Genomic DNA, 16205 nt, shown 5'->3' on the forward strand with positions numbered 1-16205 from the left:
ACGGTAACCGGTGGAGTTGGAGGCACCCTCGTCATTAGAGAGTCATTGCATTACAGCACCCGGAGCGCCCACAGCACCCGCTACCTGTGTTGACGTGCGCAAACGTGCGGGTGCTGTGATGGACGCCAGCACCCGCACAGCACCCGCTCCGGGCGCTCAGCGGGTGCTGCGGGTGCTAGACCGGGTGCTGAGAATTTCGCAGCACCCGCACATATTCGCAGCTCAGAACCCCTAACGGGCGCTAAGGGCGCTCCGGGTGCTGCGTTGCATTGACTCTTAATGTCGTCAGGTGGAGAACTGGGAGCGGCTACGCTCCGTATCGCCAGCCATTGGACGGTCCGGAACTACTCTGCCTCTGGCCGCCGACGCCGTTTCACCTCGACGCCCCAGCGGGCGCGCAGTCTCTCGACCACGAGCGCGTACCCGGACCCGCTGAGCACGATGAACGTGACCGCCGCCCACGGGCCGGTGTCGCCGACGGTCTCGATCCCGCCGCCGAGCAGCAGGCCGAGCACGGGCGCCCAGGTACGGAATTGGGAGGTCAGCATCCAGCAAGCGGCGCGGTGCATCCGGTAGAAGCGAGGCCGGTCGGGGGCCTGAAGCGCTGCTCGGAGCTGCCACACTCGGCGGAGCTGCTGGGCGGCGTACACCATCTGTAACGCTCTCGTCGCCCTCACTTCGGCCAGGCTTTCGAGCTCCGCCCCGATTTCCTCCTCGTAGCGCGACCGGTGGACCCGCGGCAGCAGGGTCATCTGAAGCCTGATCAGGCGAGTGGCGGTGGGGTGGACCTTCGTGGGGCGAGGAAACCTTGCGCGAAGATCATCGAGCAGCAGTTCCCTGGACGGTTTGCTCTTGAGTGATTTTCCGGACGGTTTCCTCTTGAGGGCGGCCAGGAGATAGTGGCCGATGAGCTGGACCCGGCGCAGCCTGCTCGTCAGGTGGGGATCGGCATTGAAGGGTTCGGATTGAGCAGCCTTGTCACAGGCGTCGAAGAACTGCTGGACTACGCGGATACACCACTTGCGGCTACCACCGCCACGCGCCAGGTCTTCGGCAGCATAGTAGATAAGTTCACGATGGCAGGTGATCGGATCAGGGAAGAGGCGATGAAAGGCGTTGTCAAGTTCTTTATCGGCCTCCATGGTGTCGACGAGGAGGCGGGCCAGCTCGTGTGCCTGGGGGTCGGGTTTCATCGGGAGCCCCCGGCGGCGGGCCTGAATATCCGCGGGACTCGTGCCATTCGCTTGGCCTCGGCCTCTGCCAGCGCGGCGGGGGCGTGTTCGAGCCCGTCGCGGGTGAGCCGATAGTAGCGGCGACGCGGTCTCCCGAGCTGCCGGGGATCGATCGCCTCGAAATCGGATTCCAGCCAGCCGATGCCTTCCAGCCTGGCCAAGATCGGGTGGATTGTCCCGGCCTGGAGGCCGGCGGCGGCGCAGATCTCCAGCCCGTACATCTCGCGTGTCGGATCCTCTAGGAGGGCTCGCAGGACGAGCTGCGTCTGGATAGTCATCCGGGGAGCACCCATACATGAACTCTAATTAGGGTCCACTCTCTGCGCCCTTACCTCGAATGGACATAGCTGTTCCGAAGCCTCGGCATGTCCGGACACCGTTTGGCCCCAATCTCGGAGCTGTTGCCTCGTAAGGTGACGGGATGCCCGCACGATCGAATGACTTCCAAGCGGTCGTCTACTTCGTTGAACGCCACCTGGCCACGAATGCGACCGTTGAGGAGTCCGCGAGTGTCATGGACCGGGTCACCGGGAAATCTCGCGAGGTCGACATTCTGATCACCGCACAGGTCGCTGGCCGCCCCGTCCGTATTGGCGTCGAGGTCCGAGACCATGGAAGAGCCAACGACGTGGGCTTCGTCGAAGAGATGCGCGCCAAGCATGACGACCTGCCCACAGATCAGCTTGTCCTGGTGTCCGCCTCCGGCTTCTCGAAAGCCGCAGCAATCAAGGCCCGCCACTACAACATCGAAACGGTGACACCCGGCGGGCCGATCGCCGACGACGGCCCGCTGGCCGCGCTCCACCGGACCGCCATGGAAGCCCACAGCATCGCTCTTGGTGATCTAGCGCTGATTCGCGGCACCGTCATGGTCGACGGCCAACTTCAACACCCCATGCTCACTTTCCAACACGCCTTGTTCAACGCTGACGGCGTGCAGGTTGGGCACATCGTCGACTTGGTGCAGATGGCGTTGGCGGATTTCGAGCAGCAGCCGGCCCCTGAAGGCACCGTGGCGGGCGAGCACTTCCTAGCCGTTCAAGTGCCAGGCCCCGAGTTCCATATGGAGGACGGCAATGTAGTCAAGATCCATTTACGTACGGAAGAGTCGCCACCTCGGCTCCTGCCCCTGCTCTTCCTTCAGCTCGCATGGGCCAGTCGCGTAGATGTTGACACTGTGGAGCTGACGACCGGCGACCTGGCAGGCACGGCCTTCGCCTATGGGTCAGGCCGCATGGGCGGCGCTGACGCCCTGGTGGTGTTCACGGCGACGGAGCACGGAGAGCAGTTGATGGTGCGGCTCACCGATGGGTCTGGTGGAGTCACCGACTGGATCGCCGACCCCGAACACCAACGGCTGCGTCCACTCCAAACGCACGGCAACGACTCCACCACCTCATAAGCCCGATTATGGAGGCCCGACTCATCCCCTTATGACCGAAATTCGGCGCGGGTGCTCGCCAGCCGGTCGCGGGCCCGTCCGCAGGTCCGCCGTCCGCCACCAGACGCGCCGCCGTCCCGGTCACCTCCAGCCGCCACCCCGTCTGCCGGATTGGCGGCCTACCGAAGGTCGCCCCGTCGAACAAGGCTTCTAGTGGCATGGGGATACCGCTAGTCGTTTTCATCGTCGTCATCAAGGTTGTTGGTCTTGAAATGAACCCAGAGGGCGATCAGCAACAGCAGGAGCCATCCTCCCCCGAAGACTCCCGCCTGGGTGACGAGATAGCCACCTGTAATGCGCTCTGGTCCATCCGTGTAATAGTCGGCGATGATGCGGCCCACGCCGACCAGAAGGACGCTGGCCGTTAAATAAAACAGACTTCTGGTTAGCCCTTTGTCCTTCTTTTTGTTCACTGTGATTCCCTGGTTCCGTGTCTCTGCGCGCAGGGGTGGGAGAGTGCGCCCGCCGATTCCGGCGGGCGCACTCGCTTATTTACGTTCATTCGGCGCGCTGGCGGTCGAGCCGCCGCCGCAGATCCGCGATCTGGTCCGCCGTCAGATCGACGTCATGTTCCCAGCCCGCGTCGCCGAGGTTCAGGCCGCGGAGCAGCACCGGGCCGTGGTAGTCACGCCACGGGTCCCCACTCAGGTCGGCCGTCAGCGCCGAGGCCGGCCCGTTGACCGGCCATCGCAGGCGAGCCGGACAACCCCGCACCCCGCCCACAGGCCCAGGCCCCGCGCGATGGCCACCCGGACGTTCCAGGCCGCGCCGAGCAGACCGTCGACCAGCGCGGCGCGTTGGGCCGGATCGGCCGGGAGGACGATCTCGCGCGAGCCGCCGTCGACGTCGATCAGCAGGCAGATCATGGCGCTCCGTTCGCAGCCACCGGCGGGGGCGGTTGGAGAAATCGGCCCGGCCGCGAGGCGCGGCGATGCCCGCGCCCATCATCCCCCGGACGACCCCCGGACGCGATCTTGTTACGGGAACGTACTCATCAGTGCCCACTTACTCACACACCAAGACGCCCACCCCCCACCGGCGCGAGATCCAGTAGCACCGCCCCGGGCCGCCGTCCCGACCGGTTGCCCTCCGGAGTACCACTGGAGCCGCTGATCTGGGCGGCACCAACCGCCACACCCCCGCCTCTGTGGTGGCGGGCGGACGTCGGCCGCGCCCTGCTGGAACTGACGGGCCAGGCGGGTCTGCCGCGCCGGCCGACGCCCTGCCAGCACCTACCCGCTGCTCACCTCGCCGCCGGACGACGTCGAAGCACCCGAGCTGTGGCCGCTGGTGGCCGAGCTCCGAACAATTCGATCGGGGTTCATGAGATCGCGTACGGAGCTCCAAGTCACGCGTGGAGATCCTGGGCGTGCTTACGCAATTCTCCGCATATCGCACCCGCCGCAGCGTGTTTACCGTCGTCTTATGGACGCCCCCGACATCCTGTCGCCCGAGTTCGCCGCCGACCCCTATCCGCATTACGCGGTGCTGCGTGACCACTTTCCCCTCCTGTGGCACGAGGCGACCCAGACGTATCTGGTCTCCCGATACGAAGACGTCGCCAAGGCACTCAAGGAAGCGGGCAACCGCAACTACGAATGGCAGCTCGAACCCGTGCACGGCCGCACCATCATCCAGATGGACGGCCGCGAGCACGCGACCAAACGGGCCCTGGTGACGCCGTCGTTCCGGGGCCGCGAACTCGCGACGAAGTTCGTCCCGGTCATCGAGAGGACCGCCGCCGGGCTGATCGAACCGCTGTCGGGCGTCGACGACCTCGTCTCCCGGTTCTCGACCCGCTATCCGGTCGGCGTGATCGTCGGCATGCTCGGCCTGCCGCCGCAGGACGAGCACCTGTTCCAGCGGTGGTACACCTCGGTCGTCGCCTTCATCTCCAACCTGGCCCAGGATCCGGCGGTCATCGAGGCCGGCGCGCGGACGCGGGACGAACTGGCGGCGTACATGATCCCGATCGTCGAGGCCCGCCGGGCCGACCCCGGCGACGACCTGCTCTCCACGTTGTGCACCGCCGAGATCGACGGTGTGCGGATGACCAGCGAGGAGATCAAGGCGTTCGTCAGTATGCTGCTCGCCGCCGGCGGCGAGACCACCGACAAGGCCATCACCTGCCTGGTCCGCAACCTGCTCACCCACCCCGACCAGCTCGCCGCCGTGCGGAGCGACCCCGAACTGCTCGACCGCGCGTTCGCCGAGACCCTGCGGCACGACTCGGTGGTCCAGATGGTGATGCGCCAGCCCGAGACCGACCTCGAACTCTCCGGCGGCACCGTCCCGGCCGGTGGCACCGTGACCTGCCTGATCGCTTCGGCCAACCGCGACCCGTCCCGCTTCACCGACCCCGACGCCTTCGACCTGTTCCGCCCCGACCTCGACATGACCCGGGCCTACACCGCCGGCGCCAACCACACCGCCTTCGCCCTCGGCCGGCACTTCTGCGTGGGCGCCCAGCTCGCCCGGGCCGAGGTACGGATCGGGGTGACCATGCTGCTCGACCGCTTCCCCGGCCTGCGGCTGATGGAGGAGCCGCACGACGCCGGCGTGTTCACCCGAGCCCCGGAGAAGCTGCTCCTGGCGTTCGAATGAGCCCGAGCCGCTGGGCGCGGACGACGGCGGTGAGCCGGTCGGACGCGCCCAGCCTCCGGTAGAGCCGCTCCTGGTGCTTGTCGACGGTCCTGACGGAGATGCCCAGCCGATGCGCGATGGCGGTCGCGCCCAGCCCCTCGGCCATGAGGTTCAGCACGACCGTCTGACGCGGCGTGAGCCCGGCCTCCTGAGCCGCCTCCGGCAGCGCCCGCGCGTGCCGGTCGGCGGCGACCAGGAAGGGCTGCACCCGCGCGGCCACCGCGAGTTCCCGATCGGAGAAGCCGTCCCGCTCCCGCTGGATCGAAAGGCCGCGGAACGGCCTGGCCTGGAGCGGAATGGCGATCACGCTGGTCGTCCCGAAGACCTCACGCATCCGGGCCGCCACCGGATGCCCCCGCCACTGTCGCGGCGGCACCAGATCACTGATCCGCAGCGGCTCGGGCGACTCGGTGACGGCGTAGTGGACCGACAGCGGATGCCGCTTGACGATCACCGGATCGAGCCCGCTGCCCTGGCGCAGGTCGGCGGGGTCGATGTCGAGCAGCACCGACCGGCCCGAGGTGTAGTCGATGGCGGCCCGGGTGAAGACGTCGGCACCGAAGAGCGACCCGACGAACTCCCGCGCGATGAACGGCCAGACCGCCGAAGGGTCGCCGATCTCGAAGGCACCGGCGGCAAGGGCGATGATGCGCTCGTAATCCCGGGCGGACACCATGCCGTCAGTGAAACATAAAGGTGCCTTTTCCTCATACCGCGATAAATCACCATGGGAATCGGCGCTCATTATCGTCCGCATCCATGAGGGCCTTAATACAGATGATTTCCGCACACCCCTATAGGGGAGCTCGGCGAAGCGCTCCACGTCGTCGGTTCGCCCGGAGATCACGTCGCCGTAGGACAGTTCGGTGTCGGCGGTCGCGTAGGTGAAGTCCGTCCGACGGCGAGGCGGTGGCCGCCGACCTCGCCGCACCTGGCCTGCTGCTGGTGCCGTCTGCGGTAGGCCGGGTCGAACGTCGATCGACGGCGCCCCGCAGCCCGGGGAAGTTGTGGCGGCGGTCCCAGATTGCGCACGGAAGTCTGCGCCGGTCGACCACCGGCTGCTTCGATATCCGTCTGTTTGATAGTGCCCAGGTCAGCGAGGGCTTCCGCTATCAAATACCGCTGCGCCAGACATCTGGCGCGTTTCAAGATGACAGTGAAATGAGAGTCCAGGACATCTAGTTGACGGTAGACCTGTCGGACGTCCGGTTCTGTCGGTGGGGCGGACTAGGGTCGGTGGGCGTGAAGTATGACTGGGCCGCGGTGCTCGACGGTCACAGCGAGGGCGTCGCCGACGTGGCGGCGCTGGAGGCCCGTCTCGAGGTCGCGCTGCCGCCGAGTTACCGGGCGTTTCTCCTGTTCACCGATGGGATCACCGACATGATGTCCCGGGCGTCCGAGGTGGGCTGGTTCCCTGACGTCGATCCCGAGACCTTCCGGTGCTGGGCCCCGGAGGAGACCGGCGACCCGGTCGTCCGCCGCGCTCCCGTGCCGCCCGGCACCGAGGCCGACGAGGAATACCTGTCGGCGACCCTCAAGATCGGAGAATTCGACGACGACGGCGTGATCCTGCTCAACCCGCTCGCCGTGACCGACGAGGGGGAGTGGGAGGCCTGGCATCTCGCCGCATGGATTCCGGGCGTTCACCGTTTCCCGTCGTTCTGGGATCTCTGGCAGAAGCTGTAGGGAGGTCGAGAACGGGGCTGAGTTTCGTGTCGATGCAGACCGACGTCGGTCTCGTCGTGGCCGCCGTGCCCTGGAAGGAGTGGTGGCCACCTCGCTCGGGGAGACCCCGGAGTTCCGTGAACGCATCCGAGAGCGTGGTCACCCGCGCCCGCATGCAGGTGGTCACGTGGAGGGCGGGCGGCGGTGGATCGACACGCTGCCCGCCGAGCCGATCTGGAAGGCGTCCCCGCCGATGTAGCTGCCGGAGATCACCTGACTGCCCGCCCCCGCGATGATGGGCGTCGCCGCGGCCAGCATCTGCTGCACATCGGCGGCCACATCGGCGACCGCGCTCTCCAACGCCGGCCGTCCTTCCTCCCGCTCGGCCACCCGGCCCAGCAGGCGCCGCCCCCAGCCGACCACCCCCTCAGCAGCAGCGTCTTGAGTCTTGGTCCACACCGCTCCGCCCAGCGCGCCGATCGCCGCGGTCACGTACGGGACTACCTGGCGGCCACTTCCGCGACATCCATCCCCCGCCTCCTCATCCCCTTGTTTTGTCTTTTGCGTACAGGTTCGCGTGATCGTAACCCGCCCGCCCGCCGATACCGGAATCTCTGACGCGATACACCCCAATGGGCCCGCCACCGTCACAGGAACGAAACGAGAGAAACTCCCGTCTCCACTGTTTCGACCGCATTCCTGGAATGCGGCATATGTCGGGTTCGATTATTCGCGGCGCGGCGTTCAGGCGCCACAGGCCGGCTGCCGTGCGATGGCGCGGCACCTTCTCCAGCCGGAATCCTCCTATCTTCCGGCAGGTCAGGCCCCCTGATGCTCTGGGGCGCATCGCGTTCCGCACGCGGTGATCAAAAATGGCCGGCTTCTGAGAGCCCGGATATGGATCGTTGTCGCGAAGGGCTGGTGGGGTCGAATTGGTTTATGGCGTCCGGTCGGGAACTGTTCTCGTCATCGGTGCGTGGTTGTGAGTGGCGGGCGCGTTACGATCGCATCCACCTTCGGGGGGACGAAATGCGAAGGGGGAGGGGAATGGCGATGAGTGAGGTCGCTGAGCTGACCGGCCGGGTGGTCCCGTACATCACGGCCGCGACCGGCCAGTACGGCGCCCGGGTGTGGGACGTGCCCGCCCCGACCGCCGCCGAGAGCGGGCTGGCCGTGCGGGCCGATAAGGCGGCGGCGCTGTATGGGTTGCGGATGCTGGCGCTGCTGACCGCGGATGAGCCGGCCCGGACCGCGGTGCGGGAGGCGATCGCCTATGTCATCGAGGACGCCGCCGACCCGGACGCGGTGGCGGCGCTGCGGCTGCGGGTGAAGAAGGCACTGAGCGCCGATGCGCGGCTGGCCGCCGACATCGCCGCCCTGGTGAAAGACGCGACGCCGCTCACCGCCGGGGCGGGCAGCCAGGTCATCTCCGACAGCCACGTCGGCGGCAACGTCACCCAGATCGGCGCCGCCCGCGATGTCACACTCGGAGACAACCGCTCGACCACCGTCCAGGGCGACAACTCCGGGATCGTCTCCACCGGCGACGGGGCGCGGAATGTGCAGATGAACGCGACGGCGACCGGTCACGGGCGGGTGTATCAGGCCGGCCGCGACCAGATCATCCACGAGCGGTGAACACCCCCGAACCGGACACTCCCGAATCGGCCGACCGGGAAGACCCAGCCCCCGATCCCGATCCCGGCCCTGGCCCGGGTCCCGGTCAGGATCCGGGAGGGGCGGCCCACCTGGAAGGGTCCCCCTCCGGGGATGGCCGGGTGTATCAGGCCGCCGGGGACCAGCACATGACCGAGACGGCGCTGCACTTCCATCTCCCGCCACTGCCCGCCCCGCCGCGGCAGATCATCGAGGACGACATCCCGCAGCGGCCGCTCGCCTTCCAGGAACGCGCCGACCTGCTGGAGCGGTTGCATGAACGGGTCAGCGGGCACGGGCACGGCGGTGGTAGACGCGGTCACCGGCACCCCGGGCGCTGGGAAAAGCCTGCTGGCCGCCTCCTACGCCTGGGCGTGCCAGCGGGTACGGCAGCCCTGACGCTGACCCGGCTGACACCGCTGTGGAGGAGGCCGACCGGCTGCTGGCCGATCTGGCCGACACCTCACTGATCACCTTCAGCGAAGACGGCGCCACCGTGCTGATGCACCGGCTGACCAGCCGGGTCCTGCGCGAACGCGCCGGCCATCACACCACCGTGGACAGCGGCGACGATGAGAAGGCGGATCGGCTGGTGCAGGTGCTCGACAGCGCCGTCGGCCTGCTGCACCGCTTCAACACCCACATCCCCGACGGGGCGGCCACGTGGGCGGCCCGGCCGGCTGTCGAGATGCTGGTGGAGCAGACCACCCCCCTGCGCACCCTGGCCACCACCCTCGGTGACCCTTCCGACCTGCTGTTGTCCTTACGCTCCTGGTGCGGGAGCTACCTCGAAGATCTGGCCGACCTGGCCCGCGCCATCCCTTTGCTTGAGCAGACCCTGGCCGATCTGGAGCGGGTGCTGGGCGGCGACTACCCCGACACCCTGACCTCCCGCAACGACCTCACCCACGCCTACCAGGCGGCGGGACATCTGGGCCGGGCCATCCCGCTGCACGAGCCAACCTTGACCGACTGCGAACGCGTCCTGGGAGCCGAGCACCCTATGACAAGGAGAGTGCGCGGCAACGTGTCGACCGCCCGTCAACAGGTCGATGCCGATCCTGCTTAAGCGACTGGACGTCGCATGTCGCCATCGTGTTTCATAAGCGACCGCCTATGAAACAGCCGAGCCAGCAGCTCGCCACTACGGGCCCCAGGAGAAACCGAACTCCGCTCGCTTCCGATGGGTCGGCTGCGGGCGCGGAGCGGGATTAGAACATTGGTCCCTTCCGGTGAAACGGGGCGTGGGTTTGTGGCGATGATGACGCTATGGCAGGAAACATTTCCGGTGCGTTCAGGCTGTGGTTGCTGGCGGGGTCGGCGGTGTTGCCGGTCGCGGTCGGTGTGGCCGTCAACCAGATCCTCAACGACGGGAAGTGGAACTGGTGGTGGATCCTGGCCGCCTTGGTGATCTCGGCCGCGCTGACGTGGGTGACGCACCTGCTCACCCGCGCCGCTTCGACGTCGGCCACCGGCGAGAGCGACGAAAAGAGCGCGGGTGAACGGTCGGTGACCGTGGGCGGTGACAACAGCGGGATCGTCTCCACCGGGGACAACGCGCGCAATGTGCAGAAGAACGCGAAGGCGTCGGGATCGGGGCGGGTGTATCAGGCCGACGGCGACCAGACCATCAACGAGTGATGAACGGCCCCGCATCGTCCGGTCAGGAAGAACCGGGCCAGGATCCTGGTGAGTCGATTCACCAGGAGGCCACCGCCACCGATCACGGCCAGGTGTATCAGGCCGGTCGTGATCTGACCGTCAACAAGACGGTGAACACGGTGAACACGATGAACATCCACCTCCCGCCACCGGTTCCGCCTGCCGGTCAGATCGTGGAGGGGGACATCCCGCGGCGTCCGCCGGCCTTCCAGCCGCGGCCCGGGCTGCTGGATGCGCTGAAAGCGCAGGTCCGCCAGGAGGGGGCGGCGGTCATCGACGCGGTGACCGGCACCCCGGGCGTCGGCAAAAGCATACTGGCCGCGTCCTACGCGTGGGCGTGCCAGCAGGCCGGCTGGCCGCTGATCGTCTGGATCAACGCCCAGCACCCCGATCAGATCCTGACCGGTCTGGCCGGCCTGGCCCGCCGCCTGAAACTGCACGACCCCGACGACGACGCGCGGACCGCGGCGCTCAAGGCACGCGACTGGCTGGCCGCCGCCGACCAGCCGGGCTTGCTGGTGTTCGACAACGCCACGGCCGTGGATGATGTCCGGCCGTGGTGTCCTGCCACCGGCGAGGTGCAGATTCTCATCACCACCCGCAACCGGGCCTTCCACACCCTGTTCACGGCCATCGACGTGGGAGTCTTCCCGCCCGAGCAGTCGGTGGCACTGCTGCACCAGCGCACCGGCGACACCACACCGGGCGCCGAGCAGGTCGCCACCGAACTGGGGCATCTGCCGCTGGCGCTGGGCCAGGCCGGCGCCTACATCCACCGCCGCCGCCTGACCTACTCCGCCTACCTCGGCCTACTGCGCGACTATCAGCTGGACCGGTATCTGCCGCACACCGCTGAGGGGTACCCGCATGGGACCGCCGCGGCGATCCTGCTGTCGGTCGATCAGGCCGAGCAGACCATCCCCGGCGCGCGGGAGATGCTGGAGCTTTTGGCGGTGCTGGCCGAATCCGGCGTCTCGAGGACGATCCTGTACGGGACCACCGACCCCCACCTCGACCCCGCCGACACCGAAGACATCGACCAGGTGCTGGCCGATCTGGTCGACACCTCGCTGATCAGCTTCAGCGACGACGGAACCACGGTGCTGATGCACCGCCTGACCAGCCGGGTACTGCGTGAGCGCGCCCACCACACCGCCCTGCCCGGCGACGGGAACGGCGGAAGCCGGCTAGACCAGGTGCTCGCCGGCGCGGTGGAACTGCTGCACCGCTTCAACACCCACATCCCCGACGGCGCCGCCACCTGGGCCGCCCGCCCCGCTGTCGACATGCTGGCCGAACAGACCGCGGCCCTGCACGATGCGGCCGCCACCTTCGGGGATCCCCCGCACAGACTCCTCGCCTTACGCGCCTGGTGCGGGCAGTACCTCAACCAGCTGGCCGACCTGGCCCGCGCCATCCCGCTGCTGCAGCAGACGCTGGCCGACATGGAGCGGCTCCTTGGCGGCGACCACCCCGACACCCTGACCTCCCGCAACAACCTCGCCGGCGCCTATGAATCGGCGGGAGATGTGAGCCGGGCCATCCCGTTGTATGAGCAGACCCTGGCCGACTACGAGCGGCTGCTGGACGACGACCACCCCCACATCTCCAACTCCCGCAACAATCTCGCCAGCGCCTACTACGCGGCGGGGGACCTGGCCCGGGCCATCCAGCTGTATGAGCAGACCCTGGCCGATCGCGAGCGGCTGCTGGGTGGCGATCACCCCGACACCCTGCTTTCCCGCAACAATCTCGCCAGCGCCTACTACGCGGCGGGTGATCTGGGCCGGGCCATCTCGATGCACGAGCAGACGCTGGCCGATCGGGAACGGGTGCTGGGTGGCGATCAGCCCGACACCCTGCTTTCCCGCAACAATCTCGCCAGCGCCTACTACGCGGCGGGAGATCTGGGCCGGGCCATCCCGATGCACGAGCAGACACTGGCCGATCGCGAGCGAGTGCTGGGAGGCGATCACCCCGAAACGCTGACCTCCCGCAACAACCTCGCCAACGCCTATGCCTCGGCAGGAGATCTGCGCCGGGCCATCCCGCTGTTCGAGCAGACCTTGGCCGACCGGGAGCGGCTGCTGGGCGGCGACCACCCTGCCACCTTCACCTCCCGCAACAACCTCGCCGGAGCCTTCCGGACGGCCGGTGATCCGGGCCGCGCCATCCCGCTGTATGAGCAGGCCCTGTCTGACTGCGAGCGGGTGCTGGGCGGCGACCACCCTTCCACTTTGACCTCCCGCAACAACCTCGCCGCCGCTTTCCGGGCGGCCGGCGATGTGGGCCGCGCCGTTCGGCTGTATGAGCAGACCTTGGCCGACTGCGAGCGGGTCCTGGGCGGCGACCACCCCGACACGCTGATCTCCCGCAACAATCTCGCCTACGGCTACTTCGCGGCGGGAGATCTGGGCCGGGCCATCCCGCTGTTGGAGCAGACGCTGGCCGATCGGGAGCGGCTGCTGGGTGGCGATCAGCCCGACACCCTGCTTTCCCGCAACAATCTCGCCAGCGCCTACCAGGACGCGGGAGAACTGGGCCCGGCCATCCGGCTGTTGGAGCAGACCCTGGCCGATCGGGAGCGGCTGCTGGGCGGCGACCACCCCGACACGCTGACCTCCCGCAACAACCTCGCCGGCGCCTATTACGCGGCCGGCGATCTGGGCCGCGCCATCCCGCTGTATGAGCAGACCCTGGCCGGCTGCAAGCGGGTGCTGGGCGGCGACCACCCCACGACCAGAGTCATACGCGACAACCTGCGTACCGTCCGCGAACGGGGACTGCCAATGGATACGACCGCTGGGCAGCGAAAAAGGGCTGGCAAGCCAGAGCGCAACGCCCCCTGCGACTGCGGGTCCGGCATGAAGTACAAGCGCTGCCACGGCGCGCCACCGGCCAAGTGAATCCCATCAAGACATCCCCAGTGCAGGCCAGCCCGCCATCATTTCCCTCCTCTCGCACAGATGCGGTGCTGGAACGGAGCGGTGTTTCATAGATGGACGCCCAATGCCGCGAAGTCAAGGGGCGCGGGGCCGTAAAACCGGGCCAGGCTCTCCAGCCGCCGGCGTGCGACGAATCAGCCGCCGCTCAGCGCCTCCACCACGGGGATACCGCATGTCGATGATCGAATATGACAGTCCGGCCTCCTTCCGCGGTCAGCTCCAACGGGGACGCGGTACCGCGGTGCATCACATCTCGACCGCGCCCGGCGCCGCCGACGCGGTGTATGAGTGCGTGATCACGGACACGCGCTGGGACCGGCAAGTTGATCAACGCGACAGCTATCTCGCCGGTCTCATCGCTCGGCTCGACCTGCCACTGGCACCGATCCACCAGCACCTGCTCACCTACGACGGCCAGGACGCCGAACCGGTTGAGCTTGCCTTGCAGGTCCTTGCCCTGCTTGCGATGGTCGGCCGACCGGACGCGGTGGCCGTGTTGCGCGGGTACGCGATCGACGGGGCGCATTGGTCCATGGCACTGGAGGTGATCGGCGACAGCGGGGCGATGAAGCTTCCCGTCATCTGGGACGGGCTCGCTGACGACGTCATCGCCAATCGCGACGATGCCCAGCTTGCACAGGCGATCTGGGGCGACACGGAGCCGTGGACGAGGTTCGCGCAGTCCCAGCCACGGATCCGGCGAATCATCGACGAGCTCAAGGCCTCCCGTTCATCCGGACCGGCCAGGCGCGACAGACGACCCGAAATCGCCGCCATCGACAACGAAGACCTGATCGGGCTTGTCGCTGCCGGCGGCTTCGAGCGCCGGTGGGCGCTGGAGGAGCTGGGTAGGCGCGGCGATCGCATCGTCTTCGACTTCGCCGAAGACCCCGGCCTGCGCAACGCGGCCGGGTGGCTGCCGGGTATTCCACAGGCGCTCCATCACCTCGGGCCGGACGCGCTGCCACGCGCCCGCACGTGGATCGGCAGCGGCGACGACACACTCGTCGCGTTCGGGGAGCGTGTGGTGGCAGAGGTCGGTGACCGGGGCGATGCGCCGGTGTTGCTGGCCGCGTTGCGCCGCACAGTCGTCGCTGGAGAATGGTGCGCTGCCGAGGTTCCAGCTCGAGGCCTGGGCCGGTTGGGGATCGGTGAAGCCGCGAGCGAGCTCATGGCCGCGTGGGAAGGCACAGTTCATTCACGTGCCCGGGAAGCGTTCCTGGACGGGCTTCTGGGATGTGCGCCGCATGAGGCCGAAGCCGTCCTGATCGAAGGACTCCACGATTGCGAGCCGACAGTTCAGCAGCGCGCGTGTGAGGCGGCGCCAGATACGGCCGCAGTCCGCTCGCGTCTGCGGGAGTTGACCGCCGATCCCCTGGCTCCTGAGGTTCATGAGGCCGCGAACACGAAACTGCAGGTCCTGGCCATCAGTCCCTCAGCTTCTCACCCGCGCAGCATTGGCTAATCAGAAACCGGCGTCGACTTGCGGGGAAGCCCTACCAAGATCGGGCCATGGCCCCTTTCTCACGTACCATTTACCTGGACGTCGACACTCTCATGCCGTCACCATGACCTCGGGCCCAAGTCACACTCCAAGGGTTCCGAGGCGTCGGTGGAGACCCGGGCAGGACAAATCCTCAATTGCGAGGCCGCGCCGGCATCTGCAGCGGGACACCGAACCGGTTGAAGGCGTTCATCAAAGCCACCTGGACGACCAGCGCGCCGAGTTCCTCGTCGGTCATGAGGTCGCGGACGCCGGCCCAGACCTCGTCGCTGACGCCGTGCGGGGTCAGCGTCGTTGCGGCCTCGGTGTACTCCAGCGCCGCCCGCTCCACCGTGGTGAACAGCGCCGATTCGCGCCACGCGGACAGCTGGATGATGCGGTCCAGCGATTCACCCTGCTCCAATGCATCGTGGCTGTGCAGGTCGATGCAGTGCACGCAGTGGTTGATCTGCGACGTACGCAGCTTGACCAGCTCGCGGATGGTCGGATCGAGCGGCGAGGCGAGAATGGCCTGGTCCGCGGCGTAGAGCGCCTTGGCGGCTTTTGGGGCGGCCGTCCGCAGGTCGAGGCGGGGCGTACCGGCGTGCATGTGGGTGGTCATGATTTCTCCTTCAGGCGTGGATATCGCGTTGTCGAGCCAGGCGGGGATCACGGGGAGTGCGCGGCTGACCAGTCGTCGAAGGTGGTGCTCCCGATCCGGGCGGCACCGAGCGGAACCAGCGAGTCCCGCACGATCGGTACGCCGAAATAGCCGGCGCCGGCGTCCGGCTTGAGGGGGCGCTCATCACCTCGTGCGGCGAGCGCCGGACCGATGAACCGGGCGAAGGCCGCGCGTTCCGGTCCCGCGACCTCGACCACGCCGTCGAGCGGGGCGGAGGTGGCTACGTCCACGAGCGCGGCGGCGACGTCGGCCGCAGCGACCGGCTGAAGGTCCGCGGTGGGCGGCACGATCACGTCGTCCTGCGCCATCCCGGCCCCCATGGCCGTGAGGTTCTCGAAGAACTGTGTCGCCCGCACCATGGTGAAAGGGATGCCCGACTCGGCGACGAGCCTTTCCTGCGCGGCCTTGGCGTCCAGGTAGCCCGGGTGCGAGAGCCGGTCTACACCGACGATCGACAGCACCACATGGTGTCGCACCCCGGCTTCCCGCCCGGCGGCCAGCAGGTTGCGGGTCGAGGTGGTGAAGAAGTGAAGGATCGGTTCGGGTTCGAAGATCACTTTGTTGGTCACGTCGACGACCACGTCCGCGCCCTTCAGCGCGTCGGCGACACCGCGGCCACTGATCGTGTCCACGCCGGTTCCCGGCGCGGCCGACACGACATCGCGGCCGAGCCGCTGCAGCGACTCGACGACTTTCGACCCGATGAGTCCGGTTCCCCCGGCAACGACGATGCGCATGTCCCACCCCCAATTCGGATAACTCTTGTCCGAGATTCTATTCGGACAAGACTTGTCCG

The 16205-nt window shown here is 67.7% G+C and carries 17 protein-coding genes; 8 read left to right on the forward strand and 9 right to left on the reverse strand.

What is annotated here, in order from left to right; genetic code table 11:
* Positions 1-344: 344 nt before the first annotated feature.
* Together QSK34_RS04395 and QSK34_RS04400 are read right to left on the reverse strand one after the other, a co-directional pair.
* Positions 345-1193, reverse strand: a complete 849-nt coding sequence (locus QSK34_RS04395) for a hypothetical protein (RefSeq protein WP_285580124.1) — start codon at positions 1191-1193, stop codon at positions 345-347.
* Positions 1190-1510, reverse strand: coding sequence for a PadR family transcriptional regulator (locus QSK34_RS04400; RefSeq protein ID WP_285580126.1), 321 nt, complete (start codon positions 1508-1510; stop codon positions 1190-1192). The genes QSK34_RS04395 and QSK34_RS04400 overlap by 4 nt, the downstream gene beginning before the upstream one ends.
* Before the next feature lie 143 nt (positions 1511-1653).
* On the opposite strand from QSK34_RS04400, the gene QSK34_RS04405 reads away from it, so the two are divergent.
* The gene (locus tag QSK34_RS04405; RefSeq protein ID WP_285580128.1) at positions 1654-2634 is read left to right on the forward strand and encodes a hypothetical protein; all 981 of its coding nucleotides are present in this window, start codon (positions 1654-1656) and stop codon (positions 2632-2634) included.
* Positions 2635-2843: 209 nt separating this feature from the next.
* Here the strand turns inward: QSK34_RS04405 and QSK34_RS04410 are convergent, their stop codons facing one another.
* Both QSK34_RS04410 and QSK34_RS04415 read right to left on the reverse strand, forming a co-directional pair.
* Positions 2844-3086 (reverse strand): hypothetical protein, encoded by a 243-nt coding sequence (locus QSK34_RS04410; RefSeq protein ID WP_285580130.1) that lies wholly within the window; start codon positions 3084-3086, stop codon positions 2844-2846.
* A 243-nt stretch (positions 3087-3329) separates the two neighbouring features.
* Positions 3330-3539: a hypothetical protein gene (locus QSK34_RS04415; RefSeq protein WP_285580132.1), complete on the reverse strand. Its 210-nt coding sequence runs from the start codon at positions 3537-3539 to the stop codon at positions 3330-3332.
* Between the two features lie 559 nt (positions 3540-4098).
* On the opposite strand from QSK34_RS04415, the gene QSK34_RS04420 reads away from it, so the two are divergent.
* Positions 4099-5277 (forward strand): cytochrome P450, encoded by a 1179-nt coding sequence (locus QSK34_RS04420; protein WP_285580134.1) that lies wholly within the window; start codon positions 4099-4101, stop codon positions 5275-5277.
* On the opposite strand, the gene QSK34_RS04425 is transcribed toward QSK34_RS04420, so the two are convergent.
* Positions 5237-5992, reverse strand: a complete 756-nt coding sequence (locus QSK34_RS04425; protein ID WP_285580136.1) for a helix-turn-helix transcriptional regulator — start codon at positions 5990-5992, stop codon at positions 5237-5239. The genes QSK34_RS04420 and QSK34_RS04425 overlap by 41 nt on opposite strands.
* 566 nt (positions 5993-6558) lie before the next feature.
* Between QSK34_RS04425 and QSK34_RS04430 the strand changes: the two genes are divergently transcribed.
* Positions 6559-7002: an SMI1/KNR4 family protein gene (locus QSK34_RS04430; protein ID WP_285580138.1), complete on the forward strand. Its 444-nt coding sequence runs from the start codon at positions 6559-6561 to the stop codon at positions 7000-7002.
* 162 nt (positions 7003-7164) lie between these two features.
* Here the strand turns inward: QSK34_RS04430 and QSK34_RS04435 are convergent, their stop codons facing one another.
* Positions 7165-7473 (reverse strand): hypothetical protein, encoded by a 309-nt coding sequence (locus tag QSK34_RS04435; RefSeq protein ID WP_285580141.1) that lies wholly within the window; start codon positions 7471-7473, stop codon positions 7165-7167.
* Between the two features lie 561 nt (positions 7474-8034).
* Between QSK34_RS04435 and QSK34_RS04440 the strand changes: the two genes are divergently transcribed.
* The gene (locus QSK34_RS04440; protein WP_285580171.1) at positions 8035-8619 is read left to right on the forward strand and encodes a hypothetical protein; all 585 of its coding nucleotides are present in this window, start codon (positions 8035-8037) and stop codon (positions 8617-8619) included.
* Here the strand turns inward: QSK34_RS04440 and QSK34_RS04445 are convergent.
* Complete coding sequence (locus QSK34_RS04445; RefSeq protein WP_285580173.1) at positions 8583-8960, reverse strand: hypothetical protein; 378 nt, start codon at positions 8958-8960, stop codon at positions 8583-8585. The genes QSK34_RS04440 and QSK34_RS04445 overlap by 37 nt on opposite strands.
* A 98-nt stretch (positions 8961-9058) precedes the next feature.
* Here QSK34_RS04445 and QSK34_RS04450 point away from each other — a divergent pair, with 98 nt between their 5' ends.
* From QSK34_RS04450 to QSK34_RS04465, 4 genes are all read left to right on the forward strand, one after another.
* Positions 9059-9706 carry a tetratricopeptide repeat protein gene (locus QSK34_RS04450; RefSeq protein WP_285580175.1) on the forward strand — a complete coding sequence of 216 codons (648 nt, stop codon included), beginning with the start codon at positions 9059-9061 and terminating at the stop codon, positions 9704-9706.
* A 200-nt stretch (positions 9707-9906) separates the two neighbouring features.
* Positions 9907-10278, forward strand: coding sequence for an amino acid permease (locus QSK34_RS04455; RefSeq protein ID WP_285580177.1), 372 nt, complete (start codon positions 9907-9909; stop codon positions 10276-10278).
* Complete coding sequence (locus QSK34_RS04460) at positions 10278-13205, forward strand: tetratricopeptide repeat protein (RefSeq protein ID WP_285582042.1); 2928 nt, start codon at positions 10278-10280, stop codon at positions 13203-13205. The genes QSK34_RS04455 and QSK34_RS04460 overlap by 1 nt, the downstream gene beginning before the upstream one ends.
* Positions 13206-13416: 211 nt before the next feature.
* The gene (locus QSK34_RS04465) at positions 13417-14709 is read left to right on the forward strand and encodes a hypothetical protein (protein WP_285580179.1); all 1293 of its coding nucleotides are present in this window, start codon (positions 13417-13419) and stop codon (positions 14707-14709) included.
* A 172-nt stretch (positions 14710-14881) separates the two neighbouring features.
* Here QSK34_RS04465 and QSK34_RS04470 read toward each other — a convergent pair whose 3' ends face one another.
* Both QSK34_RS04470 and QSK34_RS04475 read right to left on the reverse strand, forming a co-directional pair.
* The gene (locus tag QSK34_RS04470) at positions 14882-15349 is read right to left on the reverse strand and encodes a carboxymuconolactone decarboxylase family protein (protein ID WP_285580181.1); all 468 of its coding nucleotides are present in this window, start codon (positions 15347-15349) and stop codon (positions 14882-14884) included.
* A 47-nt stretch (positions 15350-15396) separates the two neighbouring features.
* The gene (locus QSK34_RS04475; RefSeq protein ID WP_285580184.1) at positions 15397-16146 is read right to left on the reverse strand and encodes an SDR family oxidoreductase; all 750 of its coding nucleotides are present in this window, start codon (positions 16144-16146) and stop codon (positions 15397-15399) included.
* Positions 16147-16205 lie beyond the last annotated feature (59 nt).

The sequence above is a fragment of the Herbidospora sp. NBRC 101105 genome, assembly GCF_030269205.1.
Classification (GTDB): Bacteria; Actinomycetota; Actinomycetes; order Streptosporangiales; family Streptosporangiaceae; genus Herbidospora; species Herbidospora solisilvae.

Coding starts and splice junctions, on each gene's coding strand:
- QSK34_RS04395 (WP_285580124.1), bottom strand. CDS start 1,193: ATGAAACCCGACCCCCAGGCACACGAGCTGGCCCGCCTCCTCGTCGAC.
- QSK34_RS04400 (WP_285580126.1), bottom strand. CDS start 1,510: ATGACTATCCAGACGCAGCTCGTCCTGCGAGCCCTCCTAGAGGATCCG.
- QSK34_RS04405 (WP_285580128.1), top strand. CDS start 1,654: ATGCCCGCACGATCGAATGACTTCCAAGCGGTCGTCTACTTCGTTGAA.
- QSK34_RS04415 (WP_285580132.1), bottom strand. CDS start 3,539: ATGATCTGCCTGCTGATCGACGTCGACGGCGGCTCGCGCGAGATCGTC.
- QSK34_RS04420 (WP_285580134.1), top strand. CDS start 4,099: ATGGACGCCCCCGACATCCTGTCGCCCGAGTTCGCCGCCGACCCCTAT.
- QSK34_RS04425 (WP_285580136.1), bottom strand. CDS start 5,992: ATGGTGTCCGCCCGGGATTACGAGCGCATCATCGCCCTTGCCGCCGGT.
- QSK34_RS04440 (WP_285580171.1), top strand. CDS start 8,035: ATGAGTGAGGTCGCTGAGCTGACCGGCCGGGTGGTCCCGTACATCACG.
- QSK34_RS04455 (WP_285580177.1), top strand. CDS start 9,907: ATGGCAGGAAACATTTCCGGTGCGTTCAGGCTGTGGTTGCTGGCGGGG.
- QSK34_RS04460 (WP_285582042.1), top strand. CDS start 10,278: ATGAACGGCCCCGCATCGTCCGGTCAGGAAGAACCGGGCCAGGATCCT.
- QSK34_RS04465 (WP_285580179.1), top strand. CDS start 13,417: ATGTCGATGATCGAATATGACAGTCCGGCCTCCTTCCGCGGTCAGCTC.
- QSK34_RS04470 (WP_285580181.1), bottom strand. CDS start 15,349: ATGACCACCCACATGCACGCCGGTACGCCCCGCCTCGACCTGCGGACG.
- QSK34_RS04475 (WP_285580184.1), bottom strand. CDS start 16,146: ATGCGCATCGTCGTTGCCGGGGGAACCGGACTCATCGGGTCGAAAGTC.